Origin of the sequence: Blautia sp. MCC270 (assembly GCF_018785605.1) — a bacterium.
GTDB classification, from domain to species: domain Bacteria; phylum Bacillota; class Clostridia; order Lachnospirales; family Lachnospiraceae; genus Blautia_A; species Blautia_A fusiformis.
Genome location: NZ_WQQD01000012.1, coordinates 13,388 through 36,238, shown reverse-complemented (window position 1 = coordinate 36,238; position 22,851 = coordinate 13,388). Strand labels below are relative to the sequence as shown.

The 22,851-nt window shown below is 40.8% G+C and carries 28 protein-coding genes and 2 pseudogenes; 24 read left to right on the top strand and 6 right to left on the bottom strand.

All coding sequences use genetic code 11. The annotated features are described in order from the left end of the window. Positions 1-20: 20 nt before the first annotated feature. The 3 genes from GPK58_RS04355 (at position 21) to GPK58_RS13060 (ending at position 1,664) form a co-directional block, all read left to right on the top strand. A complete protein-coding gene (locus tag GPK58_RS04355; protein ID WP_252195766.1) occupies positions 21-233 on the top strand; it encodes a cation-transporting P-type ATPase in 213 nt (70 codons plus the stop codon). 215 nt (positions 234-448) lie between these two features. Then, positions 449-1,129 carry an IS110 family transposase gene (locus GPK58_RS13065; protein WP_252195765.1) on the top strand — a complete coding sequence of 227 codons (681 nt, stop codon included), beginning with the start codon at positions 449-451 and terminating at the stop codon, positions 1,127-1,129. A gap of 70 nt (positions 1,130-1,199) precedes the next feature. Further along, complete coding sequence (locus tag GPK58_RS13060; RefSeq protein ID WP_330366555.1) at positions 1,200-1,664, top strand: transposase; 465 nt, start codon at positions 1,200-1,202, stop codon at positions 1,662-1,664. Between the two features lie 96 nt (positions 1,665-1,760). Here GPK58_RS13060 and GPK58_RS13290 read toward each other — a convergent pair whose 3' ends face one another. Together GPK58_RS13290 and GPK58_RS04340 are read right to left on the bottom strand one after the other, a co-directional pair. Next, positions 1,761-1,856, bottom strand: coding sequence for a helix-turn-helix domain-containing protein (locus GPK58_RS13290; protein ID WP_331479237.1), 96 nt, complete (start codon positions 1,854-1,856; stop codon positions 1,761-1,763). Further along, positions 1,849-2,061 carry a TOBE domain-containing protein gene (locus tag GPK58_RS04340; RefSeq protein WP_161284935.1) on the bottom strand — a complete coding sequence of 71 codons (213 nt, stop codon included), beginning with the start codon at positions 2,059-2,061 and terminating at the stop codon, positions 1,849-1,851. Before GPK58_RS04340 ends, GPK58_RS13290 begins: the two co-directional genes overlap by 8 nt. Before the next feature lie 156 nt (positions 2,062-2,217). On the opposite strand from GPK58_RS04340, the gene modA reads away from it, so the two are divergent. From modA to GPK58_RS04315, 5 genes and pseudogenes are all read left to right on the top strand, one after another. After that, complete coding sequence (modA, locus tag GPK58_RS04335) at positions 2,218-3,090, top strand: molybdate ABC transporter substrate-binding protein (protein WP_215638269.1); 873 nt, start codon at positions 2,218-2,220, stop codon at positions 3,088-3,090. 90 nt (positions 3,091-3,180) lie between these two features. After that, a complete protein-coding gene (gene modB / locus GPK58_RS04330; RefSeq protein WP_161284933.1) occupies positions 3,181-3,873 on the top strand; it encodes a molybdate ABC transporter permease subunit in 693 nt (230 codons plus the stop codon). Next, on the top strand, positions 3,873-4,898 hold the full coding sequence (locus GPK58_RS04325) for a sulfate/molybdate ABC transporter ATP-binding protein (protein WP_215638268.1): 1,026 nt from the start codon (positions 3,873-3,875) through the stop codon (positions 4,896-4,898). Before modB ends, GPK58_RS04325 begins: the two co-directional genes overlap by 1 nt. Before the next feature lie 54 nt (positions 4,899-4,952). Beyond that, entirely contained in the window at positions 4,953-6,194 is a 1,242-nt protein-coding gene (locus tag GPK58_RS04320; RefSeq protein ID WP_008369914.1) for an IS256 family transposase, read from the top strand. A 167-nt stretch (positions 6,195-6,361) separates the two neighbouring features. Beyond that, positions 6,362-6,637: pseudogene (locus GPK58_RS04315) on the top strand (transposase); the annotation flags it as partial. A 243-nt stretch (positions 6,638-6,880) separates the two neighbouring features. Here GPK58_RS04315 and GPK58_RS04310 read toward each other — a convergent pair. After that, positions 6,881-7,717 (bottom strand): AIM24 family protein, encoded by an 837-nt coding sequence (locus GPK58_RS04310; RefSeq protein ID WP_059086559.1) that lies wholly within the window; start codon positions 7,715-7,717, stop codon positions 6,881-6,883. Between the two features lie 394 nt (positions 7,718-8,111). On the opposite strand from GPK58_RS04310, the gene GPK58_RS04305 reads away from it, so the two are divergent. The 9 genes from GPK58_RS04305 to GPK58_RS04265 all read left to right on the top strand — a co-directional run bounded on the left by GPK58_RS04305 (position 8,112) and on the right by GPK58_RS04265 (position 13,603). Beyond that, positions 8,112-8,327, top strand: coding sequence for a hypothetical protein (locus tag GPK58_RS04305; RefSeq protein WP_015526469.1), 216 nt, complete (start codon positions 8,112-8,114; stop codon positions 8,325-8,327). Positions 8,328-8,348: 21 nt separating this feature from the next. Further along, positions 8,349-8,765, top strand: a complete 417-nt coding sequence (locus GPK58_RS04300) for a hypothetical protein (protein ID WP_215638267.1) — start codon at positions 8,349-8,351, stop codon at positions 8,763-8,765. Positions 8,766-9,732: 967 nt separating this feature from the next. Further along, positions 9,733-10,143: a peptide deformylase gene (locus GPK58_RS04295; RefSeq protein WP_015526465.1), complete on the top strand. Its 411-nt coding sequence runs from the start codon at positions 9,733-9,735 to the stop codon at positions 10,141-10,143. Between the two features lie 56 nt (positions 10,144-10,199). Continuing rightward, positions 10,200-10,568 (top strand): VOC family protein, encoded by a 369-nt coding sequence (locus GPK58_RS04290; protein ID WP_215638266.1) that lies wholly within the window; start codon positions 10,200-10,202, stop codon positions 10,566-10,568. Positions 10,569-10,578: 10 nt separating this feature from the next. After that, complete coding sequence (locus GPK58_RS04285) at positions 10,579-11,034, top strand: YaiI/YqxD family protein (protein WP_015526463.1); 456 nt, start codon at positions 10,579-10,581, stop codon at positions 11,032-11,034. Between the two features lies 1 nt (position 11,035). Next, positions 11,036-11,377 (top strand): arsenate reductase family protein, encoded by a 342-nt coding sequence (locus GPK58_RS04280; RefSeq protein WP_021650098.1) that lies wholly within the window; start codon positions 11,036-11,038, stop codon positions 11,375-11,377. 18 nt (positions 11,378-11,395) lie between these two features. Beyond that, positions 11,396-11,605: a DHHA1 domain-containing protein gene (locus GPK58_RS04275; protein ID WP_173739564.1), complete on the top strand. Its 210-nt coding sequence runs from the start codon at positions 11,396-11,398 to the stop codon at positions 11,603-11,605. A 42-nt stretch (positions 11,606-11,647) separates the two neighbouring features. Further along, positions 11,648-13,174, top strand: a complete 1,527-nt coding sequence (locus GPK58_RS04270) for a Y-family DNA polymerase (protein ID WP_215638277.1) — start codon at positions 11,648-11,650, stop codon at positions 13,172-13,174. A gap of 15 nt (positions 13,175-13,189) precedes the next feature. Further along, positions 13,190-13,603, top strand: a complete 414-nt coding sequence (locus tag GPK58_RS04265) for a hypothetical protein (RefSeq protein ID WP_215638265.1) — start codon at positions 13,190-13,192, stop codon at positions 13,601-13,603. 28 nt (positions 13,604-13,631) lie between these two features. Here the strand turns inward: GPK58_RS04265 and GPK58_RS04260 are convergent, their stop codons facing one another. From GPK58_RS04260 to GPK58_RS04250, 3 genes are all read right to left on the bottom strand, one after another. After that, positions 13,632-14,036, bottom strand: a complete 405-nt coding sequence (locus tag GPK58_RS04260; RefSeq protein WP_022426101.1) for an HI0074 family nucleotidyltransferase substrate-binding subunit — start codon at positions 14,034-14,036, stop codon at positions 13,632-13,634. Continuing rightward, positions 14,017-14,298 (bottom strand): nucleotidyltransferase family protein, encoded by a 282-nt coding sequence (locus GPK58_RS04255; RefSeq protein ID WP_092071024.1) that lies wholly within the window; start codon positions 14,296-14,298, stop codon positions 14,017-14,019. The genes GPK58_RS04260 and GPK58_RS04255 overlap by 20 nt, the downstream gene beginning before the upstream one ends. Before the next feature lie 136 nt (positions 14,299-14,434). Beyond that, entirely contained in the window at positions 14,435-14,950 is a 516-nt protein-coding gene (locus GPK58_RS04250; RefSeq protein WP_092071021.1) for a helix-turn-helix domain-containing protein, read from the bottom strand. Between the two features lie 451 nt (positions 14,951-15,401). Between GPK58_RS04250 and GPK58_RS13285 the strand changes: the two are divergent. The 7 genes and pseudogenes from GPK58_RS13285 to recD2 all read left to right on the top strand — a co-directional run. Then, a pseudogene (locus GPK58_RS13285) lies at positions 15,402-15,512 on the top strand (8-oxo-dGTP diphosphatase MutT); the annotation flags it as partial. 233 nt (positions 15,513-15,745) lie between these two features. Then, positions 15,746-16,171, top strand: a complete 426-nt coding sequence (locus tag GPK58_RS04245; protein WP_215638264.1) for a GNAT family N-acetyltransferase — start codon at positions 15,746-15,748, stop codon at positions 16,169-16,171. Positions 16,172-16,331: 160 nt separating this feature from the next. Continuing rightward, complete coding sequence (locus tag GPK58_RS04240) at positions 16,332-17,144, top strand: purine-nucleoside phosphorylase (RefSeq protein WP_022427082.1); 813 nt, start codon at positions 16,332-16,334, stop codon at positions 17,142-17,144. 37 nt (positions 17,145-17,181) lie between these two features. After that, positions 17,182-18,372 (top strand): phosphopentomutase, encoded by a 1,191-nt coding sequence (locus tag GPK58_RS04235; protein ID WP_015526454.1) that lies wholly within the window; start codon positions 17,182-17,184, stop codon positions 18,370-18,372. A 12-nt stretch (positions 18,373-18,384) separates the two neighbouring features. Then, positions 18,385-19,053: a deoxyribose-phosphate aldolase gene (deoC, locus tag GPK58_RS04230; protein ID WP_215638263.1), complete on the top strand. Its 669-nt coding sequence runs from the start codon at positions 18,385-18,387 to the stop codon at positions 19,051-19,053. 258 nt (positions 19,054-19,311) lie between these two features. Next, positions 19,312-20,004, top strand: coding sequence for an MBL fold metallo-hydrolase (locus GPK58_RS04225; protein ID WP_114002500.1), 693 nt, complete (start codon positions 19,312-19,314; stop codon positions 20,002-20,004). Positions 20,005-20,125: 121 nt separating this feature from the next. Then, entirely contained in the window at positions 20,126-22,756 is a 2,631-nt protein-coding gene (recD2, locus tag GPK58_RS04220) for an SF1B family DNA helicase RecD2 (protein WP_215638262.1), read from the top strand. Positions 22,757-22,851 lie beyond the last annotated feature (95 nt).

Here is a 22,851-nt window from a genome sequence, read left to right as displayed (position 1 = left end):
GAAACGATGAGGCGGAAGTGATGAAGGAAATTTATCAGCAGACGGTAGAAGAGGTTCTTGAAAGGGTGAATGGCAAGAAATCTGGGCTTACAAGTGAACAGGTGAAAAGATCCAGAGAAAAGTGTGGGTGGAATGAACTTACAGAAGGAAAGAAGAAAGGTATCCTGCAGATTTTCTTTGAAGGAGCTGTCTATTTCCCGACAGACAATCATGAGAAAATCTCACCACAATAAATGAAAACTGGATACTAGCTATACGTTATGTAGTGGTATACTTAAGGTGCCGAATAAGATCGGAAGGGGATTGGTGCTTACAAGCCCGTCCGACAGACTGATTTTCAGCTCCTTAGGTGTACCACTTTTTGTTTCCATCGGGTTTTGATGAGGACGCAGGACAGCCAACAATTAAGCAAGGAGCTGCATCGGCTTATGCGAAGGAGGTTTGCTTTATGGAAGTATTGTATAAGCGGTGTTGTGGGATTGACATTCATAAAAATATGATGGTAGCCTGTATTTTTACGAGTGTCAGAAAAAAAGAAATCCGTCAGTTTTCAACAATGACGGAAGATATTCTCCAATTAGTTTCGTGGCTGAAAGAAACAGATTGTGAGATGGCTGCCATGGAAAGTACGGGCTCTTATTGGAAACCTGTATATAACATATTTGAAGAAGAACAGATACCGATCATGGTTGTGAATGCGCAGCATATCAAAGGAGTTCCCGGACGTAAGACGGATGTAAAAGATGCAGAGTGGATTGCCGATCTGGTACGCCATGGATTAGTAAAGGCAAGTTACATACCAAATAGGGATCAAAGAGAACTGCGAGAAATAACCCGTTACCGCCAGGAGGTAATTGAAGAACGTGCTCGTGAATTAAATCGAATTCAGGCTGTTTTAGAAGGCTGCAATGTTAAATTGAGCAGTGTAATTACCGATATCAGCGGAAAAAGCGGTATGGCAATTTTAAAGGCAATTGTATCTGGAGAAACAGATCCGGTTGTTTTAAGTGAACTTGCCGAAGGAAGAGCCAGAGATAAAATTCCAGAAATGCAGAAATCCCTACAAGGACGGATATCAGAACATCAGCAAAAAATGTTGAAACATCAACTTGGCATATTGAAAGCCTGACCGCTTTAATTATAGATTTAGATGCGGATATTAAAAAAAAACAGAATCCATAAACTGGGCAATCGAAGCTTTGGATGATATGCCTGGGATTGGAAGAAAAAGTGCAGAACGAATTTTAGCGGAAACTGGTGTGGAAATGGAGCACTTTCAAAATGAATCCCGTTTCAGCTCATGGGCGGGGCTTGTGCCTGAGTGTAAGGAAAGCGCCGGAAAAAAGATGAGTACACGAATACGGAAAGGAAATAAATATTTGAAAGCAACGCTGGTGGAATGTGCTCGTGCTGGAATACGAAATAAGCAAAGTTATCTCTACTCCCGTTATCAAAGAATTGCCGCGCGCAGAGGTGGGAAAAGGGCTTTAATTGCAGTAGCCCATACCATGTTAATCGCGATCTATCATATACTAAAAGAGAAAGTTCCTTATCATGACCTTGGAGCGGACTACTACTCCGTTATCAATCAAGAAAAGATAATCAATAGGAATATTCGTACATTAGAAAAGTTAGGGGTAAATGTAATGATTCAGCCGAAATGAATCTCTTTAACTGTATAATTAAGAGAAGAAAATAAGCCCGCCAAAAGGCGAGCTTATTTAGAATGCTTGTTTATAGGTTATCGCTGAACTACGTTTTCAGGACAGCTCGCCTCGTTTGATCAATTCGTATACGGTTGTTTTCCTGATCTTTAATTTGTCGGCGATTTCCTGAGCAGTATAAAGTTTATTCATCAATACCAACCATAACGTTAGTAGCTTTGATCACTGCATAAGCATCAGAGCCTACTTCCAGTCCGAGTTCATCTACAGCGGCGCAGGAGATGGTAGAAACGATGATATTGCCGCCACCGATATCAAGGGTTACGATAGAGTTGACAGCTCCCTTTTTGATGTCGATCACTTTTCCTTTTAACTGATTACGTGCACTTAATTTCATTGAATTTTCCTCCTAAAAAATATTTTTGGTATTTATTAACAATTTCTATCATAGCACAGAGCAAATAGTTTGACAAGAATGACTATTTGAACTAAAATAAACAAAACAGAACGAAACAAAACGAAACACAACAATAAAAGGCAAAGGAGAACAAATATGAAGAAAAAGATGATCTCAGTAATGCTTGCAGGTTTGCTTGCAGCAGGCATGAGCGCAGGAAGTGTACAGGCAGCAGCAGAGGATACAAGTGGTGATCTGTATGTGTTTATTGCAGCCAGTCTGAACAACGCAATGGAAGAAATCCAGAAGGATTTCAATGAGGATTATCCGGATGTAAACATCCTGTATAATGCGGACAGTTCAGGAACTCTTCAGACACAGATTGAAGAAGGCTCCAGATGTGACATCTTCTTCTCAGCAGCAACCAAACAGATGGATGCACTGGTAGACGAAGAACTGGCAAAGAAAGATTCTGTAGTGGATCTTCTTGAGAACAAAGTTGTCCTGATCAAGCCAAAGGGTGGCGAGACAAAGGTAACAGGCTTTGAGAATATCACAGATGCAGCGAACATCGCTCTTGCAGGAGAGGATGTACCGGTTGGACAGTATGCACGTGAAATCTTTAAGAACCTGGGAATCGAAGATGACGTAAATAAGATGGAGATCAACGAAGGAAAGAACGTAACAGAAGTTCTTGCATCCGTGAGTGAGGGAAGTAACGAAGTTGGTATCGTATATGCAACAGATGCGGCTTCTGTTGCAGATAAAGTAGATATCATTGCGGAAGCTCCGGAAGGATCTCTTAAGACACCGGTTCTTTATCCGGTGGGACTGACAGAGGATAAAGAGGCTTCTGACTCTGAAGCAGCAGCTGCAGATGCCTTCCTTGCATATCTCCAGACAGATGAAGCTCTTAAAGTATTCGAAGAATATGGATTTACACCATACAAAGCAGAAGAAAAAGCAGAGGATGCAGAAGAAAACGCTGAGACTATAGAGGCAGCTGAGACAGAAGAAGCAGCAGAATAATACGTAAGGCATTCTTGAATATGACAAACAGTCAGAAAGAGGCAGGAGTTACAGCTGCCTCTTTTTCTGATAAAGGGGAAATGAGAAACGATGGAATTTTTACAGGAAATAAACTGGAGTCCACTGTGGATATCGTTAAAGACAGGTGTAGTTGCAACGACAATTGCCTTTTTTCTGGGAATTTTCTGTGCAAGAAAAATCATGAAGCTCAAACCGGCTTCAAGAGCGATTCTGGACGGCATTCTCACTATGCCGCTGGTTCTTCCGCCGACTGTTGCAGGATTTTTCCTCCTGTTGATCTTCAGTCTTCGGAGGCCATTCGGTAAATTTCTGATGGACAGCTTTGATTTTAAGGTGGTGCAGACCTGGAAGGGATGTGTGATCGCGGCAGCAGTGATCGCATTCCCATTGATGTACCGCAATGCCAGGGCTGCCTTTGAACAGGTGGATGTGAACCTGATCTATGCAGGACAGACTCTGGGAATGAGTGACAGAAAGATTTTCTGGAAGGTGATCGTACCGGCTGCGGGTCCGGGAATTGCCTCCGGAACTGTGCTGGCATTTGCGAGAGCAATCGGAGAGTATGGTGCGACTTCCATGCTTGCGGGAAATATCCTTGGCAAGACAAGAACCGTATCTGTGGCCATTGCATCAGAAACAGCAGCAGGAAATTATGACGTTGCCGGTTTCTGGGTTGTGGTGATCGTAGTGATCTCATTTGTGATCGTGGTACTTATCAATATCGTCTCCGGAAGGGGAATGAAGAGCAGAAGGTGGATCTGATGGCAGTACATGTAGAAATAGAAAAGAACTTCAGGGGGTTTTCATTAAAGACAGCATTTGACAGCAAAAGCTCTGCGACAGGAATACTTGGAGCATCCGGAAGCGGCAAGAGCATGACGCTCAGATGTATTTGTGGAATTGAAAAGCCGGATAAAGGAAAGATCATCATCAATGGAAAAACTGTCTTTGATTCCGAAAAAAAAATCAATCTCAAACCACAGGATCGCCGGATCGGGTATCTGTTTCAGAATTATGCACTTTTTCCGACGATGACAGTCAGGGATAATATTACATGCGGTTTTCGCGGTGCAAAAGAGACACTGGATGCAAAAGTGACGGATTTCATCAGAAGATATCAGCTTGAAGGCCTGGAAGACCGTTATCCGTCTCAGCTTTCCGGTGGACAGCAGCAGAGGGTGGCTCTGGCGAGAATGATGATCGGTGAGCCTGAGGTAATTCTTCTTGATGAACCATTTTCTGCACTTGACGGTTATCTCAAAGATACGCTTCAGAAAGATATGGAAGATTTCCTGAAACAATATCAGGGTGATATGATCATGGTAACGCACAGCAGAGATGAGGCCTTCCGGTTCTGCAAAGAGCTTATGCTCCTTAAAGACGGAAGAACTCTGACTTTCGGAGAGACCAGACAGATTTTTGAACAGCCGGGGCTCATCGAAGCCGCTCGCCTTACCGGCTGCAAAAATAACTCCAGGATCCGTAAGCTTGGACCTTATGAGGTGGAAGCAATTGATTGGGGAATCAGGCTTTGCACTACCCGGGAAGTAACAGATGAATTTACTCATATTGCCATCAGGGGGCACTGGATCAGACCTGTCGAAACCGATGGGCAGAATTGCATTCCATTTGAAGTGCAGGAATATATAGAAACTACCTTCGAACATCAATATCTTATTAAATGTCCGGATGCAGATTCAAAGGCTGTTCTCTGGTGGATGCGGCCAAAATCTAATTTCCGGGAGTCCTCCGATTTCAGAGAGTATGAAACTTTTTCTGTAAAATAATGTTTATAAGGTTCTTCTATGATACAATAAATATCATTAGGAGGGCCTTTTATTATGGCAAGACAAAAGAAACCTGTACATCGTGTACAAATGACAGAAGGAAAACGAAACATCATCCATCAGCTCCTGGAAGAGTACGATATCCAGTCTGCAGAAGACATTCAGGATGCGCTCAAGGATCTTTTAGGCGGCACCATTAAGGAAATGATGGAAGCTGAAATGGATGATCATCTTGGTTACGAAAAATCCGAACGCTCAGATAATGATGATTATCGCAATGGTTATAAGCGGAAACAGGTCAACAGCCGGTATGGCTCGATGGAAATCGAAGTGCCACAGGATCGCAAATCAACGTTTGAACCACAGGTTGTGAAAAAACGTCAGAAAGATATTTCCGATATTGATCAGAAGATCATTTCCATGTATGCCAAAGGAATGACTACCCGGCAGATTTCCGAAACCATCGAAGATATTTATGGCTTTGAAACTTCTGAAAGTTTTATTTCTGATGTGACTGATAAGATCCTGCCACAGATCGAAGACTGGCAGAACCGGCCACTGGACGAGGTCTATCCCATTCTCTACATTGATGCAATCCATTATTCTGTAAGGGATAATGGCGTGATCCGAAAGCTTGCTGCTTACGTGATTCTGGGAATCAACACGGAAGGAAAAAAAGAAGTTTTAACCATCAGTGTTGGCGATAACGAAAGCGCAAAATACTGGCTTTCCGTTATGAATGAACTGAAAAATCGTGGTGTCAAAGATGTATTAATTATCTGTGCCGATGGTTTAACCGGAATCAAAGAAGCGATCGCAGCAGCTTTTCCAAAGACGGAATACCAGCGCTGTATTGTACACCAGGTAAGAAACACGTTGAAATATGTCCCGGATAAAGACAGAAAAGCCTTTGCTACGGATCTGAAAACCATTTATCAGGCCACAGATGAAAAGAAAGCTCTGGCAGCCTTAGAGCGTGTAACAGAAAAATGGACACCGAAATATCCGAATTCCATGAAGCGCTGGAAGGATAACTGGGACGCAATCTCGCCGATCTTTAAATTTTCAACGACGGTCAGAACGGTGATTTATACTACAAATGCTATTGAATCCCTGAATTCTACCTACCGGAAACTGAATCGCCAGAGAAGCGTATTTCCAAGCGATACAGCTCTATTAAAGGCACTGTATCTTGCCACATTTGAAGCTACGAAGAAATGGACCAGTACGATCCGCAACTGGGCACAGGTGTATGGTGAACTGAGTATTATGTACGAAGGACGCCTCCCAGAGTAACGAATAAACAGGCGAATAAAACGGGCGGAAAACCGCCTGCTCTTGACATGCCATTCAACAACTGTTATATATAAAACAAGGGTGAGAAGCCTGATTTTCAGGCTTACCACCCTTACATATCATAGAAGAATCTTATTTACAGACTTTTTCTCATAGTCTCGAGAAATAACTGGACACAATTATCCACTTATTTTAAATATCCATCTGAGATACGTAAATTAATATACACTACAAATTCTATCGAAAATTTTAACCGCCAGCTACGCAAGGTTACGAAATCCAAGACTATTTTTCCGACCGATGATGCACTTTTCAAGATGCTCTATCTGGCAATGATGGATGCTACAAAAAAATGGACCGGAAAGGCTTGGGACTGGGGTCTGACACTGGATCAGTTATGCATCTATTTTGGGGATCGGATCCAGCCAGAGGATATCGATTAAGCACAGATCCAATCGCATATCAAGGGTAAATAAACGCCCGATTTTCTCGGGCGCCCTTGACATGCAATAGAATCCATGCTACTAAATAAACAACAGGCTGAACAGCAAAGTATGCCATTCAGCCCATCACATTATATTTTTGTATTCTATAAACCTATGATTTTATCATCAATCTGAGAGGTTTACACAGAATAATTTACACTACCTCGGCGTTTGTTGGTTACAAGAGAATGTATTTTACACTTATTTTCCAAATGTATTGCTGGATTTAGCAGCAGCTTTAGCTGCCATGGTGTTAGTGGACTCAAACAAGGAAGTTGTCGGTGCGACCGGACACATCAGTACCCGTCCTGTTCCACGATAAACATTTACCAGACCCTCTCCGCTAACTGCAGATCCGACAAGTGTTTTTGTAGATCTTTCTACGGTAAACTCAAGATTTGATGACCAGCATACAGCAAGGTTTCCATCAATTTTCAGTTCATCATTTTCCAATATGACTTCAATCAATTCATCTTCGGGAACATTAGACTCCAGTGCAGCTACACCATTTCCCTGCAAACTCAGATTAAACAGACCTTCGCTACCTAATACTGCTGATGAAAGGTTCTTTCTGGCTACAACTTTACTTTTTACATTTGCATCACAAGCCAGGAACATGCCATCTTCAATTGTCATTCCGGCTGGTCCCCATTTGCCAATGTCTGCAAGGATAATATATTTGTATGTCGGTTCTAATACCAGACAGCCTTCACCAACATATTCCGGTTTAACTGCGGTTTCTTTTGTAACCGCACCCTTGAGTGCCTTTCCAAGGAAATCTCCGATACCTTTTACACCAGATGTGGCTTGTACATTACCACCCATCCATTGCATGGCACCAGCCTGGATAACAGCTGAATGGTCTTTATCAATATCAATAACAACCTGTCTTCTTCTGACATTCATTTTACTCATGAAATACTCATTCATTGCATTCATAGGCGAAACGCTGGCATCCTGCACATATTCAAGCACATGGAAGTTTTCGATACTTTTCGCATATTTTCTGTTTTCATTTTGCAAGTTTTCAATTCGCATAGCATAATCTCCCTTTTAATAATAATTTATGATGTTGCTCGGATATGCTTATTATAAAAGAGGCAGCATAGATAGGAAACAATTCGTGCAGAGAAATATAAAGACAGAATTCTCAAAATTCGAGAAATATAAAGATGCAATTCCTCATGGTGGATGTGTATTATGAAAAATAAATTTGTTATAGTGACAATATCAACAAAAAAACAGAATATAAATGGGGTGATCAGATGGAAGCGGCACAGAGAATTCGATTAATCCGGATAATAGAAAAGATGGAGAAAAATCCGGCATTCAGTAATAAGCTTGGCATAAAGAACACATCTGAATATTTAGCAGAAAAAGAACAGAAAAAATGAAAGACACATATCAGAATGAGTTTCAGAAGGAGTAAAAAATGTTATCGTTATTATTTGCAATTTGTATGATTTGGTTTGTTGGAAAATTTTTTGTTTTTGGGTTAAGAGCATCCTGGGGAATTATGAAATTACTTTGCACAGTTATTTTCTTCCCGGTGATATTGATTGGTATGGTTGTAGGTGGACTGATGTACATTGCTTTTCCATTGTTGATTGTCGGTGGCATTATAGCATTGGTGACGTCACATTCATAATCGATCAGGAGGAGAAAACGAATGGTATATGATATTGAAAAAGAAAAAAGAGAAGCAATTGAAGCTGGACGTAGAGCTTTGAACAGTCTTCAGGCAGCAAAAGAAAATTTAAACAGTGCAAAGAACTGGGGACTGGTAGATATGTTTGGCGGTGGTTTTTTCACTACGATGCTAAAACATTCTAGAATTGATCAGGCCAAACGGAATATGGAACAGGCAAAGTATGATCTTCGTAATTTCAGTAGAGAATTAAATGATGTAAATATGGTATGTAACTTGAATATCGATACTGGAGATTTTCTTTCTTTTGCGGATTATTTTTTTGATGGATTTGTTGTGGACTGGGTGGTCCAGGATCGAATCAATAATGCAAAAAGACAGGTAGAAGAAGCTATTCGAAGAACAGAAAGTATCGTCAATCAATTACAGCGTATGTAAAGGAAAAGGCAATGAGTCAGAAATGGTTCATTGCTTTTCGTCGCGTTATGGCTTATTTTAATTTTTCTTTTTCGGCATTTAAGAGCTCAAGATTCTTGGTGAAGGCGCTTTCTCCGGAACCTTGATACCAGCTTTGCGGATCATAGCATCAAAATTTTTTTCAATTATATGCAGGGTATTCTGTTGCTTCTGGAGATCCTGCTTTTCTTTTTTTGCTGAGGACAGTTCTTCTTCCAGTTTCATCTGTTGTCGCTGCAGTTTTTCAGCCGACGGAAGTTTGTGAATACCAAATTCTGAGAACGTATGATGTCACGACAGGCCCGATAGACTTCACAGTGTTTCTGAATTACTTGTTGATTTTGAATTGCCAGCCTCGTTTGTTGAATCTTATTATCGGTGGCGTGAATGGAAGCCTCCAAATCTGCAACATGATTTTTGAATTCTTCGTAGTTTAGTTGGCAATTAAAGGCCTTTAATCAGCGTTTAATCTGCCATAGGACCCAATTATCTCCGCCATAGAACCAGTTGGTTGTCGGGATTTTCGCACAGCTATTTATTGTAAGATGATAACATCAAAAAAGAAGAAAAATCCAAGGAGGACTGGCAGATGAAAGGTTATAACACAAGGTTAGTATGGATAATATCAGCAGAAATAAGGTATCTGCTGTCGGAACAGAAAAAGTTTCAAAATAAATCAAAAAATATTGATGAAGTCTACCAATCAGTGTTTTTTCGTTGTATAATGTTTTTGTCGTACAGGGTCACTTTCCTTTGTAATGTTTTGGGTCAAATTCATTATACATCAGAAAGTTCTGTACGATATTTTTTTATGAAAAAGTTGTAAAGTGGTGTTAGATAATAAAATATTGGAACAATGAAAGAGGAACAGGAAATATTTGAGCGAATTGTTATGACGAGAAAGATTTCTGGTCAAGATAGATAAGAATTAGAGTACAGGAGAAAGTAAATGGTAAAACAAATAGTAAGAGATGTTTTCTTCTTAGGCCAGCCATCTGAACCGGCCACGAAAGCTGACATCCAGGTTGGAAAGGATCTGCAGGATACGCTGCAGGCGAACAGAGAACGTTGTGTTGGTATGGCGGCGAACATGATTGGTGTAAAGAAGAATATCATCATTGTGAATATGGGATTCATAAATGTTGTGATGTTCAATCCGGTGATTGTTTCAAAACGTGACATGTATGAGACAGAAGAAGGCTGTCTGTCGCTGGATGGTGTTCGTAAGACGACCAGATACCAGGAAATAGAAGTAGAGTATTATGACTTCAAATGGAAAAAACAGCGCCAGAAATTGTCAGGATGGACAGCACAGATTTGCCAGCATGAAATTGATCATTTGTCTGGAAAGATTATTTAACCGCATGCGGATTGCGAATATTCGCTTGACTCAAAGTGGATTGTGAGGTGACGGATATGCTGAAAAACGTACTGATTGTGGTAGATGATATAGAAAAATCCATAGAGTTTTATAGGGACTTATTTGGACTGCAAGTGATTCTTAAGAATGAAGGTAATGTAATCTTATCAGAGGGACTTGTTTTGCAGGATGCCGACATATGGAGGAGAACATTGAATGAAACTTCTACACCATTCAATAACAGGATGGAATTGTATTTCGAGGATTTTGATATAGATGGATTGCTTGCAAAATATGAATCTGGTAAGTATTTCGTCCGATATGCCACTGAACTAACAGAACTTGCAGGTGGGCAGAAGCTTGTAAGGCTGTATGATCCGAGTGGTAATCTCATCGAGGTTCGTACGCCATTTATGTGTAATTAAAGGAGAAGATATGCAGATTTTTGTTGATGCAGATGCCTGTCCGGTAATTGGTATTGTTGAAAAAGTTGCAAAAGAGCACAGTGTTCCGGTAACGTTGTTGTGTGATACCAATCATGTGTTATCTTCTGATTACAGTGAAGTGATCGTAGTTGGAGCCGGAGCAGATGCCGTGGATTATAAACTGATCAGCATTTGCCATAAAGGCGATATTGTTGTATCACAGGACTACGGTGTGGCTGCAATGGCATTAGGAAAAAATGCGTATGCGATTCATCAATCCGGGAAATGGTATACCAATGAAAATATTGACCAGATGCTTATGGAACGGCATCTGAATAAGAAAGCACGAAGGGCATCCGGAAAGAATCATTTAAAAGGACCACGAAAACGAACATCGGAGGATGATGAGCATTTTAGAGAATCCTTTGAGAAAATGATACATATGGCAATGGATAAGGAGAATTGATTTGAACGTACAGATTTTTGGAACAAAGAAGTGCAATGATACAAAGAAAGCAGAACGTTTCTTTAAGGAACGTGGGATCAAGTTTCAGTTTATTGATATGAAAGAAAAGGGCATGAGCAAGGGCGAATTCAATTCGGTTGCCCAGGCAAATGGTGGACTGGAAAATATGATAAACTGGGAGGGCAAGGATAAGGATCTGCTTGCGCTCATTAAGTACATTGCAGAGGAAGATAAACTTAAGAAGGTGCTGGAAAATCCGCAGGTGATTAAGACACCGGTGGTTCGTAATGGAAAACAATCCACTCTTGGATATCAGCCGGATATCTGGAAGGCGTGGAAGTAAGAAACAGGATGTTTTACCATGTATGAGGAAGAAGAAAATCGCTGGCGTTGTTCCTTCCGGTCTGATGGAAAATGGATCAATGTAAACGAACTCCTGCAGACGTTTGGCGGAGGTGGACATGCTGCAGCAGTTGGTGTGCGCAAACGGACGAATGATGTTGAAAAATTCAGGCAGGAAATCCTTGAGTGGATTGTTATGATGAGAAAGTTTTCCGGGCATGATAAATAAGAATTAGAAACAGAACACAGGAGAATCGGGAGGTGTAGAATGATGGAAAAGAAAAGAACCTATATTGCAATCGATCTTAAGTCATTCTATGCGTCTGTGGAATGTAAAGAACGAAATCGCGATCCTTTGACAACCAATCTTGTGGTTGCAGATAAAAGCAGAACAAAAAAGACAATCTGTCTTGCGGTATCGCCAGCATTAAAGTGTTATGGGATACCAGGAAGGGCTCGTTTATTTGAGGTTGTTCAAAAAGTAAAAGAAGCCAATAGCGCCCGCAGGTGGAAAGTGCCGAACAGAACTTTTATCGGAGCCTCTGATGACAGCACAGAATTAGATACCAATCCGGAACTGGAGATTGATTATATTGTTGCTCCTCCCCGGATGGCTCTCTATCTGGAATACAGCACCAGAATTTACAGTATTTATCTGAAATATATTGCGCCGGAAGATATTTTCCCGTATTCGATCGACGAAGTATTTATGGATGTAACGGATTATCTGCATACTTATAATATGACAGCAAGAGAACTTGCAATGACCATGATACAGGATGTGCTGAAAACGACAGGTATAACGGCAACTGCTGGAATCGGAACGAATATGTATCTGTGTAAGATTGCGATGGATATCGTGGCGAAGCACATTAAAGCAGATAAAGATGGTGTACGAATTGCAGAACTGGATGAAATGTCATACCGAAGGAAACTCTGGGGTCACAGACCACTTACTGATTTTTGGAGAGTAGGAAAAGGATATGCAAAGAAGCTGGAAGAATATGGGCTTTATACAATGGGAGATATTGCCAGATGTTCCATCGGAAAAGAAAATGAGTTATATAATGAAGACCTGTTATATAGGTTGTTTGGTGTTAATGCAGAGTTGCTGATCGACCATGCCTGGGGATATGAGCCCTGTACCATGGAAATGGTCAAGGCTTATAAGCCGGAAACGAACAGTGTTTGTTCCGGGCAGGTACTTCATTGCCCTTATGATTTTGAAAAAGCAAAATTAGTTGTCAAAGAGATGACGGACCAGATGGTTTTGGATTTGGTGGATAAGAAGCTTGTAACGGACCAGATTGTGTTGACGGTTGGTTATGATATTGAGAATCTGAACAATGCAGACAGGAGAAAGCAGTATCATGGAGAGGTTACGATCGACCGTTATGGAAGAAGAATTCCGAAACATGCACATGGAACGACCAATCTGAAACGACAGACTTCCTCAACCAAGATGATAACGGATGCAGTAATAGAGTTATATGACAGAATCGTTGACAGAAACCTGCTTGTCAGAAGAATCAATATCACAGCGAACAGGCTTGTGGATGAAAGTTCTGTCAAGAAAGAAGAAGTATATGAGCAGCTGGATCTTTTTACGGATTATGAGGCGCAAAGGAAAAAGCAGGAAGAGGAAGAGGCTGCGCTGGATCGCGAAAAACGTATGCAGGAAGCAATGCTCAGTATCAAAAAGAAATTTGGAAAAAACGCTGTACTGAAGGGGATGAATCTTCAGGAAGGTGCAACCGCCAGGAACAGAAATGAACAGATTGGCGGTCATAAGGCGTAAAGGAGTTGAAAGAGGATGAAAAATAATTCTTATGACGATATCATTAATTTACCGCATCCGGTCTCTAAGAATCATCCGCAAATGTCTCTTCGGGATCGGGCAGCGCAATTTGCTCCTTTTGCAGCCCTGACCGGACATGATGCTGCGATAAAGGAAACGGCAAGATTAACCGATGAAAGATTGGAACTGAGCGAGGAAGCGATTGCTCAGCTGAATGAAAAAATCAATATAATCAGAAATAATATCGGTATAGAACAGAAAGTATCGATAACTTATTTTATTCCCGATGCAAAAAAAGCAGGCGGCTCCTATGTTACGTGCTCTGGTATTGTAAAAAAGATAGACGAATACGAGCATACCATCATTATGACGGATCAAACGGTTATTCCAGTCGAACAGATAAGTGATATTAAATGTGAAGAGTGGTAAATGTGAAAAATGTTTCACTGGTGTTGACTTACTGTTTATAGTATTTCGCAACATCGTTTTTGAATTTTTCAAAAAGAGGATAATAAATATTTATAATGTCCTGAAATTTCTCTGCGGCGAAAGTACCATCGTAATCATGAGACAAATGATTTCTGGATTTCAGCATTTGCAGCCAGGTGTCATCATCAATAATACCATTGGTAAATGCCTGCTGCAGAGTTTCGCGTGGAGAGCCAACTGCAAAATCAAGAATTCCCATTTTTTTGATCAGAATATCTTTCATAACTTTCCAGGAGATGTCGAAAGTAAGACTGAAATTGAGAACAGTTCCTTCGAGAACAAAATCGGTCTTGGGGTCGGCTGTTTTGCTTTTTGCAAGATTGGAGAGACTTTTACAGAAAGTGTTATAGCGGTTAATAAATTTGTTTTCCATATTTTTTTATATCCTCCAATAAATACTCATTTTTTATACTGTCAAAGTCAAAAATATCAATTTTCCTTAGCGTTTCAATCTGCTGAAGATCATCTTCTAACTGCATTAGATTATCACAGCCGTATACTACAAAATCAATATCACTGGTGGGGGTTGCAGTGCCTGTGGCGAAGGAACCGAATAAATCAAGGCGTTTTACGTTATTTTTTTTGCAAATCATGGTTACTTTTTCGATGATTTCGGAAATGGGCATTACGTTCATGATCCACTCATGTCCTCCTTTACTTGGAAAATTCTGATAAAATATGATAGCAGTTTCTATAGATTAATTCAACCTTAAAGATACTGACTGCGGTTGGTGTTATTCTATAGTCGTAATCCTTTCGTGGTGTTATGGATTATTTTAATTTTTCTTTTTCGGCATTTAAGAGTTCAAGATTGAGCCCTTGTTCTCCAGCTGTTTTATCTACCCAAAGATTCAAAGAGTCTATGGCTAAAGAAATTTCATCAAGTTTTTTACTGATATAAGCAAAATCTTTCATTTCATCATCGCTAATCTTACCGTCACGGGCAATCTGGATCAGACGACCGGTAAGAGGATTGATTTCATTTAAACTGGCAATTGTCTCCAAAATGATATTTGACAGATCGGTCATTTCTATTTCTGGAACATAACGATAGCCGATTTCGCATTTGTGAGAGCAATAATAATTGCAAAGATCTGGTCTTTTATAGGCATCTGCCATCTGGAGGATATCATAAGGCGTAGGTTCTTGTGTTTCATATTCAAATTTTTCAATTTTTGAATCAGAGACAGCATCCATTCTTTCACTGGCTTCTGCTCTTGTAAGTCCTGCCGCTTCTCGGCAAAGCTGGTAAATTGTTTTGTTTTCCCTGGTGGATTGTTTACCCATGAGAATTTCCTCCTCGTATATCGCTAAACTTGCAGATTATTTATGTTCCAGGCCGCATGCTGAGCGTGTATTTCTTGTATTAATTTTATTATACATAAATTATGAATTAACAACAAGTAATAGACTTTGTAAAATTACCTATTTTATAAATCATTTCACGGGAATTTTTTACAATTAAATAATCCATTCCAAGGGAAAGCCAGCCCAGCTATTCATTGGAAAGACCATAGAAAAGACAGGTTCAGATACACTGATTAACCTCAGTATGTTCGGAACTGTTTTTTTTGTTGCTATCGTTACTTTCGGCTGCCTTTGCCACACTTGCTTCCTGGAGATTTCAATGACAAACCCTCTCCCATAAGGTATAATAAAGTAGAGTATTTTGTTTTGCTCACCACGAAACGAGAGGGAGATTTACATTAATGGATGCGAATGTGATCAATGAATTGAATTAAAGGAAGCAGAAGCGGCAAAATGGCTTACAAGGGATCAGTTAGATAGTGTTGCCTGGTTACCGGCAGACGTCACTTTGATAGATAAAATCCGAAGGTACATGAAATAAGCTAAGATCGAGGAGAAACTTCCTGGACAAAACAATAGAATATTATAATAAAAATGCGGATATGTTTGTCTAGGGGACTCGTTTGGTAGATTTTACGGTTATACAGGAGCGGTTCACTAAAATGCTTCCGGTAGGTTCAAGGATATTAGATTTTGGTTGTGGTTCTGGTTGAGATTCACGATATAGCTGATTGGTTGTTACAGAGAAATCAAAGTTGGTGGAGAATATTTGTTATGATCAGAAAGATGCAGAACATAGATATTGATAGAGTTGCTGACATATGGTTAAAGACCAATTTAAAAGCACATTATTTTATTCCTGAGCAATATTGGACAAGTAATTATGAATTAGTGAAAGAAATGATGTTACAAGCGGAAGTCTATGTGTATGAAGATGATAAAATGATTCAGGGATTTGTCGGATTAAGTAACGAATACATGGAAGGTATTTTTGTTTCTGATGAAATGCAGTCATGTGGCATAGGTAAACTTTTATTAGAGTATATCAAGAATAAAAAAGCTAGATTGCGATTAAACGTATACCAGAAGAATACCAGAGCCATCTCTTTTTACCAAAGAGAAGGATTCGATATTCAGTGCGAAGGATTCGATGATGCTACTGGTGAAAAAGAATACACAATGTTGTGGCAACAGAAATAGAAAGCGGATTTTTGGGGAGGATTTTATATGGAGTTTAACAATAAGGTAGTGATTGTGACGGGAGGCGCGCAGGGCATTGGAAAGACCATTGCAGAGGAATTGCCTTTATGAAAAAAGCATAAATATAATGACAACACCCAAAAGAAAGGAAGAAGTAATCATGTATAAAAAATTAATGACATGCCTGGAAAGCGTAAGAAAGAAAATTGATTTCAAACCAGAAGTTGCACTGATCCTTGGATCCGGACTTGGAGATTTTGCAGATGGAATTCAGATTGAACAGACCATCGACTATACGGACATCGAGGGATTTCCGGTTTCTACTGTAAAAGGACATAAGGGACGTTTTGTGTTTGGGTATGTGGAGAAAACACCGGTTGTAATTATGCAGGGACGTGTTCATTATTATGAAGGATACGCAATGTCAGATGTTGTTCTTCCAACGCGTCTTATGGGAATGCTCGGTGCGAAAAAAATCCTTCTCACCAATGCAGCAGGAGGAGCTAATCCTTCCTATAAACCGGGAGATTTCATGATGATCACAGATCACATTACAACGGGAGTTCCAAGCCCTCTGATAGGACCGAACATGGATGAGCTGGGAACCAGATTTCCGGATATGAGTGAGGTATACAGCCGTCGTCTTCAGGATGTGATCCGCAAATGTGCAAAAGAATGTGACATCAAACTTCAGGAAGGTGTTTATGTACAGTTTACAGGACCAAATTATGAGACTCCTGCAGAAGTAAGACTTGCACAGAGATGGGGTGGAGATGCAGTTGGAATGAGCACCGCATGCGAAGCTATGGCTGCCCGACACATGGGAATGGAAATCTGTGGAATTTCCTGCATCACAAATATGGCAGCAGGAATTTCCCAAAAAGAGCTTAACCATAAAGAAGTGCAGGAAACAGCAGACCGCGTAGCGAAATCCTTCAAGGAATTAGTAACAAAAGTTGTTGTAAATATGTAAGATCCATAAGTAAGACAGCAGAAAGGAGACAAAAATTATGAAGAAATATAAGAGAATATTTACTATTGTAATAGACTCCTTTGGGGCAGGAGAAATGCCGGACGCAGCCCAGTACGGGGATGAAGGAACAGATACTATGGGACATATTTCCCAGAATGTAGATGAATTTACGATTCCAAACCTTCAGAAGCTTGGAATTGCAAATCTTCATCCGTTGAAACAGGTTGCAGCAGTGGAGCGACCAATGGGGTATTATACATTTTTAAAAGAAGCCAGTACCGGAAAAGATACTATGACAGGACACTGGGAAATGATGGGGCTTCATATCACAAAACCGTTTAAGACTTTTACAGAGACCGGATTTCCAAAAGAGCTGATCGATGAGCTTGAGAAGAGAACGGGACATAAAGTAATTGGAAACAAGAGCTCCAGCGGAACAGAGATCCTGGATGAACTGGCTGAGGAAGAAATCGCTACCGGTCATATGATCGTTTACACATCTGCTGATTCTGTATTGCAGATCTGCGGAAACGAGGAGACTTTCGGACTGGATGAATTGTATCGCTGCTGTGAGATCGCCCGTGATATCACCATGAGGGATGAGTGGAAAGTCGGACGTGTTATTGCAAGACCTTACCTTGGCAAGAAAAAAGGTGAGTTCAAACGTACCAGCAACCGCCATGATTATGCACTGAAGCCTTACGGAAAAACTGCGCTTAATGCATTGAAGGATGCAGGTTATGATGTGATCTCCGTTGGAAAGATTTTTGATATTTTTGACGGCGAGGGACTGACAGAGTCCAATAAGTCAAAAAGCTCTGTTCATGGAATGGAGCAGACAATTGACATTGCGAAAAGAGAGTTTGAGGGGCTTTGTTTTGTAAATCTTGTAGATTTCGATGCTCTTTGGGGACATCGACGCAATGTAAAGGGATATGCAGAGGAACTTGAAAGATTTGATGTAAAACTTGGTGAACTTCTTGATGAGCTTCGTGAGGATGACCTTCTGATCATTACAGCTGACCACGGAAATGATCCGACGCATACAGGAACTGATCACACAAGAGAAAAAGTACCATTTTTTGCTTATTCTCCATCTATGGAGGGATACGGAAAACTGGAAGATCAGAATACTTTTGCAGTAATCGGTGCAACGATCGCAGATAATTTTGAAGTTAAGATGCCGGAGGGAACAATTGGAAGTTCTCTTCTGGATGAGCTGAAGTAAAAGGAACGTAAAATGGATAAAAAAGATATATTAAAAAAGGTGGATCACACATTACTTGGACAGACTGCAACATGGGATGATATTCGAGGAATCCTGGATGATGCCATGAAATATGAGGCTGCATCTGCATGTATTCCGGCTGCTTATGTAAAACAGGCAGCGGAATATGTAGCGGGAAAACTTCCGATTTGTACAGTGATCGGTTTTCCGAACGGATATAATACAACTGCTGTAAAGGTATTTGAAACAAAAGACGCCATTGCAAATGGTGCTTCAGAAATCGATATAGTTATTAACATCGGATTTTTAAAGGATGGAAGATATGAGGAAGTAGAGAATGAGATTCGTGCGATCCATGAAGCTTGTGATGGAAGAATCCTCAAAGTCATTATTGAGACATGCCTTCTTACCGAAGAAGAGAAAATTAAAATGTGTGAGATCGTTACAAATGCAGGAGCAGAATTTATCAAAACTTCTACCGGATTTTCTACAGCGGGAGCAACTTTTGCAGATGTAGAGCTGATGAAGAAATATATTGGAAAAGATGTAAAAGTTAAGGCAGCAGGTGGAATTTCATCTTTCGATGATGCAGAAAAATTTATCAGTCTTGGCGCAGAGCGTCTTGGAACAAGCCGTCTTATTAAGATCCTGAAAAATACGGACACTGGTGCAGGATATTAACACTGTGAAAGAGGACTGTCAAAGACAGGATTATACATAAATTATGAACTAACAACAAGTAATAGAATTTGTAAAAGTATCATTTCACATTTTTCTACCAGCTGTGGATAAAGGATGGACGGAATCTAAAAAATACGATAAAATCTGCATTAGAAATGCTGTTGTCGTGAAATTTACAAACGCTCGAAAAAGGAAAAATAAACATGGCAAAGAAAGATTTGCTATCCGGTACCGGCGTTAATTTATATAGGTGATATTATGAAAATTACTTACATTAACCACAGTGGATTTTTGGTTGAGACCAGAGACTGCTACTATATTTTTGATTATTACAAGGGTGAATTACCGAATCTTGACAAGGAGAAAGAAGTGATCGTTTTTTGCAGTCACTTCCATAAGGATCATTTTAACCCACAAATTTTTGGGATCCTTGATGATATGGGAATGACTTATCAGGCAATCCTGGCGAATGATATACGAAAAAGGAATCATTTGTCGGATATGAAGATCACATATGTTTATCATGATCAAGCTTATAGTTTGGATAATGAAACCAAAGTTGATACATTGCTATCTAACGATAGTGGTGTCGCATTTATTGTCAAAACAAAGGAAGGTACCATTTATCATGCCGGTGATTTAAACGACTGGTATTGGGATGGTGGGTCGAAAGCTGATAACCAGAGACTTACTTCAGCATATCGCGCGGCGATCAGGAAAATCAAGGGTATGCATTTTGACGCTGCATTTGTTCCCTTGGATCCGAGACAGGGAGATCACTATGCTGACGGGATACTGTATTTCCTTAAAAATGTAGATTGCAATGTCATTTTTCCAATGCATTACTGGAATGATGCCAATGTAATTAAGCGGTTTATTACTGAATATCCGCAATATAAGTCACGCATTAGAAACACAGAATGTACAAAAGGAGAAGAAATTTCATCGTAGACCCAGATGGCTACTGGCTTGAGATTCTGCCGTAAAGCGGATGTATGTTGGTGATCTTTTATGGATCAGAGCATTTTATTCTGTGGTCATTTGTGATGAATTATGAGAGAAGGAGACGGGCATGGAGCACTTACGTTGTGTAGTTGAGAGAATTACATATCAGAATGCCGACAATGGCTACACGGTTCTGAAATGTGCGGTGAAGAATTACAGTGATCTTGTCACAGTAGTTGGCACGATGCCGGATACCCATGTTGGTTCTGTGCTGTCTCTGGAAGGTATGTGGAAGATGGATGCCAAATATGGGCGGCAGTTTTTGGTGGAGAAATTTGAAGAGACACTTCCTGCTACAGTATATGGAATCGAAAAATATCTTGGTTCCGGTCTGGTGAAGGGCGTTGGTCCAAAGTTTGCAAAAAGAATTGTGGAAAAATTCGGGAAGGATACACTGGATGTTATTGAAGAGACACCAGATGAACTGCTCAAAGTATCAGGTATAGGAAAAGTACGTGTAGACCGGATCAAAACAAGCTGGCAGGAGCAGAAAGAGATCAAGAATATCATGCTTTTTCTGCAGAGTCATGAGGTCAGCACCTCTCATGCGACAAAGATTTTCAAGACGTATGGAAGTGAGAGCATTGCAATCGTAAAGGAGAACCCATACCGGCTTGCAGATGACATCTGGGGAATTGGATTTAAGACAGCGGATTCCATTGCACAGAAGATGGGGATTGACAAAGGCAAATTTGTCCGTCTGCGCAGTGGTATTTTTTATACATTGAATAAGCTGGCAGAAGCAGGTCATTGTTATACAACAAGAGAACAGCTGACTGGAAGGGCAAAGGAACTTCTGGAAGTGGAAGAACCGGAGCTGGAGATCACCTTGGATGAGATGATCCGCACGAATGATGTGATCAGAGATGAAGCAGAAGATCGGGAAGCAATCTATCTGCCCCCATATTATTTTTCAGAAAGTGGCTGTGCAAAGCGGCTGCTTCGGTTGATGTCCTGTGGAAAGAAGAAATCTGAGGATACGGAAGAAATATTGAAGAAAGTAGCAGCTTCATCAGAAATTACTTATGACGAGATTCAGTGGCAGGCGGTAAAGACAGCGGTTTCCTCTAAGGTCATGGTGCTGACCGGTGGACCTGGAACCGGAAAGACTACAACAACTCTGGGAATTATTTCTGCATATAAGCAGGCTGGATGTCAGATCATTCTTGCTGCACCGACTGGAAGAGCAGCAAAGAGAATGTCAGAAGCAACTGGAATGGAAGCAAAAACGATTCACCGGTTATTGGAATATAAACCTCCGGAAGGCTATCAGAAAAATGAAGAACATCCGCTGGAAGGAGATGTGCTGATACTGGATGAATGTTCCATGATCGATATTATGCTGATGTATAATCTTTTAAAAGCATTGCCGCAGCAGATGTCTCTGATTCTGGTAGGCGACATTGATCAGCTGCCAAGTGTCGGAGCGGGCAATGTTCTTAGAGATATTATTGATTCCGGATGTGTTCCGGTAGTTCGTCTGACACGGATTTTCCGTCAGGCACAGGGAAGTCGGATCATCATGAATGCACACCGGATCAATAGAGGGGAAGGCATTGATATGAGAGGTGGGAAAGATGCCGACTTTTTCTTTGCCACCAAAGAGAGTAATCAGGAAGTGGTGGATACTATCGTCCAATATTGTAAGACGAACCTGCCGAGATACTATCATGTAGATCCATTGCAGGATATTCAGGTGCTGACTCCGATGCAGAGAGGCGAATGTGGGGCAGTAAATCTGAACCAGGTGCTGCAGGAAGCCATGAATCCGTCAAAGATCTTTCTGCGGAGAGGCGGCACACAGTACCGGCTGAAGGATAAGGTGATGCAGATCCGGAATGATTACGATAAGGAAGTATTCAACGGAGATATTGGTACTATCACAAAAGTTGACGTGGAAGAACGGGAACTGACAGTTCTGTTTGATGAACGGAAAGTAGTCTATGATGTGACAGAGCTGGACGAACTGGCGCTTGCCTATGCAGTGACGATCCACAAATCCCAGGGAAGCGAATATCCAATCGTTGTCATGCCATTTACTATGAGTCATTTTGTCATGTTGCAGAGAAATCTCCTTTATACGGGTGTGACCAGGGCGAAAAAGATCCTGGTACTTGTCGGAGAGAAGAAAGCTGTGTATTATGCGATAAAAAATGAAACGACAACTGGCAGAAATACATGTCTGGCAAGACGTCTGCAGCCGGACAGCAAAGAAGCACAGGAAGTGAAGGCACAGCTTTTGAAAGAAGCAGTAGACGAGACCGCAAATGAGAACGGAAGCGACAGTAAGAAGATGATCGTCTATAAGGGCAGCATCCAGCCTTCTATGGTATGTGAGACACCGGCAGTTTATGAGGGAAATCTCTGGAAACGCCTGTCGCAGTCAAAGTTCAGAAGCAGTTTTTCCCTGAAGGCAAACGATCGGAGTTATGTATCAGAAAAGGGAATGGAGAAAGTACGTGAGCATGCCTGTGATTTTATCAGAAAGCGTCTTGCACCGGCAGAAATACCAAATGATGGAAAACAGACACCGATGAGAGGGCATCCGGTTTTTGTAGCCCAGCATGCCACAGCTACCTGTTGCAGGGGATGTCTGGAAAAATGGCATCGTATTCCGAAAGGACGGGAATTGACAGAAGCGGAGCAGGAATATGTTGTAAATGTGATCATGGAATGGATCGGTCGGGAAATTCATTGAGAGAACGTCTCAGCTTTGGGGGCTGATTTCTATAGCCGCAACCCTTTAATATCTTTAACAAATGTAGCAAGAATTCTCCCACCTCTTCAGGTGGG

Bases quoted from the DNA above. Each gene is read 5' to 3' on its own strand.
- modA (WP_215638269.1), top strand. From the start codon at position 2,218: ATGAAGAAAAAGATGATCTCAGTAATGCTTGCAGGTTTGCTTGCAGCA.
- GPK58_RS04245 (WP_215638264.1), top strand. From the start codon at position 15,746: ATGATCAGAAAGATGCAGAACATAGATATTGATAGAGTTGCTGACATA.
- GPK58_RS04340 (WP_161284935.1), bottom strand. From the start codon at position 2,061: ATGAAATTAAGTGCACGTAATCAGTTAAAAGGAAAAGTGATCGACATC.
- GPK58_RS04235 (WP_015526454.1), top strand. From the start codon at position 17,182: ATGAAGAAATATAAGAGAATATTTACTATTGTAATAGACTCCTTTGGG.
- GPK58_RS04225 (WP_114002500.1), top strand. From the start codon at position 19,312: ATGAAAATTACTTACATTAACCACAGTGGATTTTTGGTTGAGACCAGA.
- GPK58_RS04295 (WP_015526465.1), top strand. From the start codon at position 9,733: ATGGTAAAACAAATAGTAAGAGATGTTTTCTTCTTAGGCCAGCCATCT.
- GPK58_RS04355 (WP_252195766.1), top strand. From the start codon at position 21: ATGAAGGAAATTTATCAGCAGACGGTAGAAGAGGTTCTTGAAAGGGTG.
- GPK58_RS04260 (WP_022426101.1), bottom strand. From the start codon at position 14,036: ATGGAAAACAAATTTATTAACCGCTATAACACTTTCTGTAAAAGTCTC.
- GPK58_RS04275 (WP_173739564.1), top strand. From the start codon at position 11,396: ATGTATGAGGAAGAAGAAAATCGCTGGCGTTGTTCCTTCCGGTCTGAT.
- modB (WP_161284933.1), top strand. From the start codon at position 3,181: ATGGAATTTTTACAGGAAATAAACTGGAGTCCACTGTGGATATCGTTA.
- GPK58_RS13065 (WP_252195765.1), top strand. From the start codon at position 449: ATGGAAGTATTGTATAAGCGGTGTTGTGGGATTGACATTCATAAAAAT.
- GPK58_RS04270 (WP_215638277.1), top strand. From the start codon at position 11,648: ATGGAAAAGAAAAGAACCTATATTGCAATCGATCTTAAGTCATTCTAT.
- GPK58_RS04320 (WP_008369914.1), top strand. From the start codon at position 4,953: ATGGCAAGACAAAAGAAACCTGTACATCGTGTACAAATGACAGAAGGA.
- deoC (WP_215638263.1), top strand. From the start codon at position 18,385: ATGGATAAAAAAGATATATTAAAAAAGGTGGATCACACATTACTTGGA.
- GPK58_RS04310 (WP_059086559.1), bottom strand. From the start codon at position 7,717: ATGCGAATTGAAAACTTGCAAAATGAAAACAGAAAATATGCGAAAAGT.
- recD2 (WP_215638262.1), top strand. From the start codon at position 20,126: ATGGAGCACTTACGTTGTGTAGTTGAGAGAATTACATATCAGAATGCC.
- GPK58_RS04325 (WP_215638268.1), top strand. From the start codon at position 3,873: ATGGCAGTACATGTAGAAATAGAAAAGAACTTCAGGGGGTTTTCATTA.
- GPK58_RS13290 (WP_331479237.1), bottom strand. From the start codon at position 1,856: ATGAATAAACTTTATACTGCTCAGGAAATCGCCGACAAATTAAAGATC.
- GPK58_RS04240 (WP_022427082.1), top strand. From the start codon at position 16,332: ATGTATAAAAAATTAATGACATGCCTGGAAAGCGTAAGAAAGAAAATT.
- GPK58_RS04255 (WP_092071024.1), bottom strand. From the start codon at position 14,298: ATGAACGTAATGCCCATTTCCGAAATCATCGAAAAAGTAACCATGATT.
- GPK58_RS04300 (WP_215638267.1), top strand. From the start codon at position 8,349: ATGGTATATGATATTGAAAAAGAAAAAAGAGAAGCAATTGAAGCTGGA.
- GPK58_RS04305 (WP_015526469.1), top strand. From the start codon at position 8,112: ATGTTATCGTTATTATTTGCAATTTGTATGATTTGGTTTGTTGGAAAA.
- GPK58_RS04265 (WP_215638265.1), top strand. From the start codon at position 13,190: ATGAAAAATAATTCTTATGACGATATCATTAATTTACCGCATCCGGTC.
- GPK58_RS04250 (WP_092071021.1), bottom strand. From the start codon at position 14,950: ATGGGTAAACAATCCACCAGGGAAAACAAAACAATTTACCAGCTTTGC.
- GPK58_RS04285 (WP_015526463.1), top strand. From the start codon at position 10,579: ATGCAGATTTTTGTTGATGCAGATGCCTGTCCGGTAATTGGTATTGTT.
- GPK58_RS04290 (WP_215638266.1), top strand. From the start codon at position 10,200: ATGCTGAAAAACGTACTGATTGTGGTAGATGATATAGAAAAATCCATA.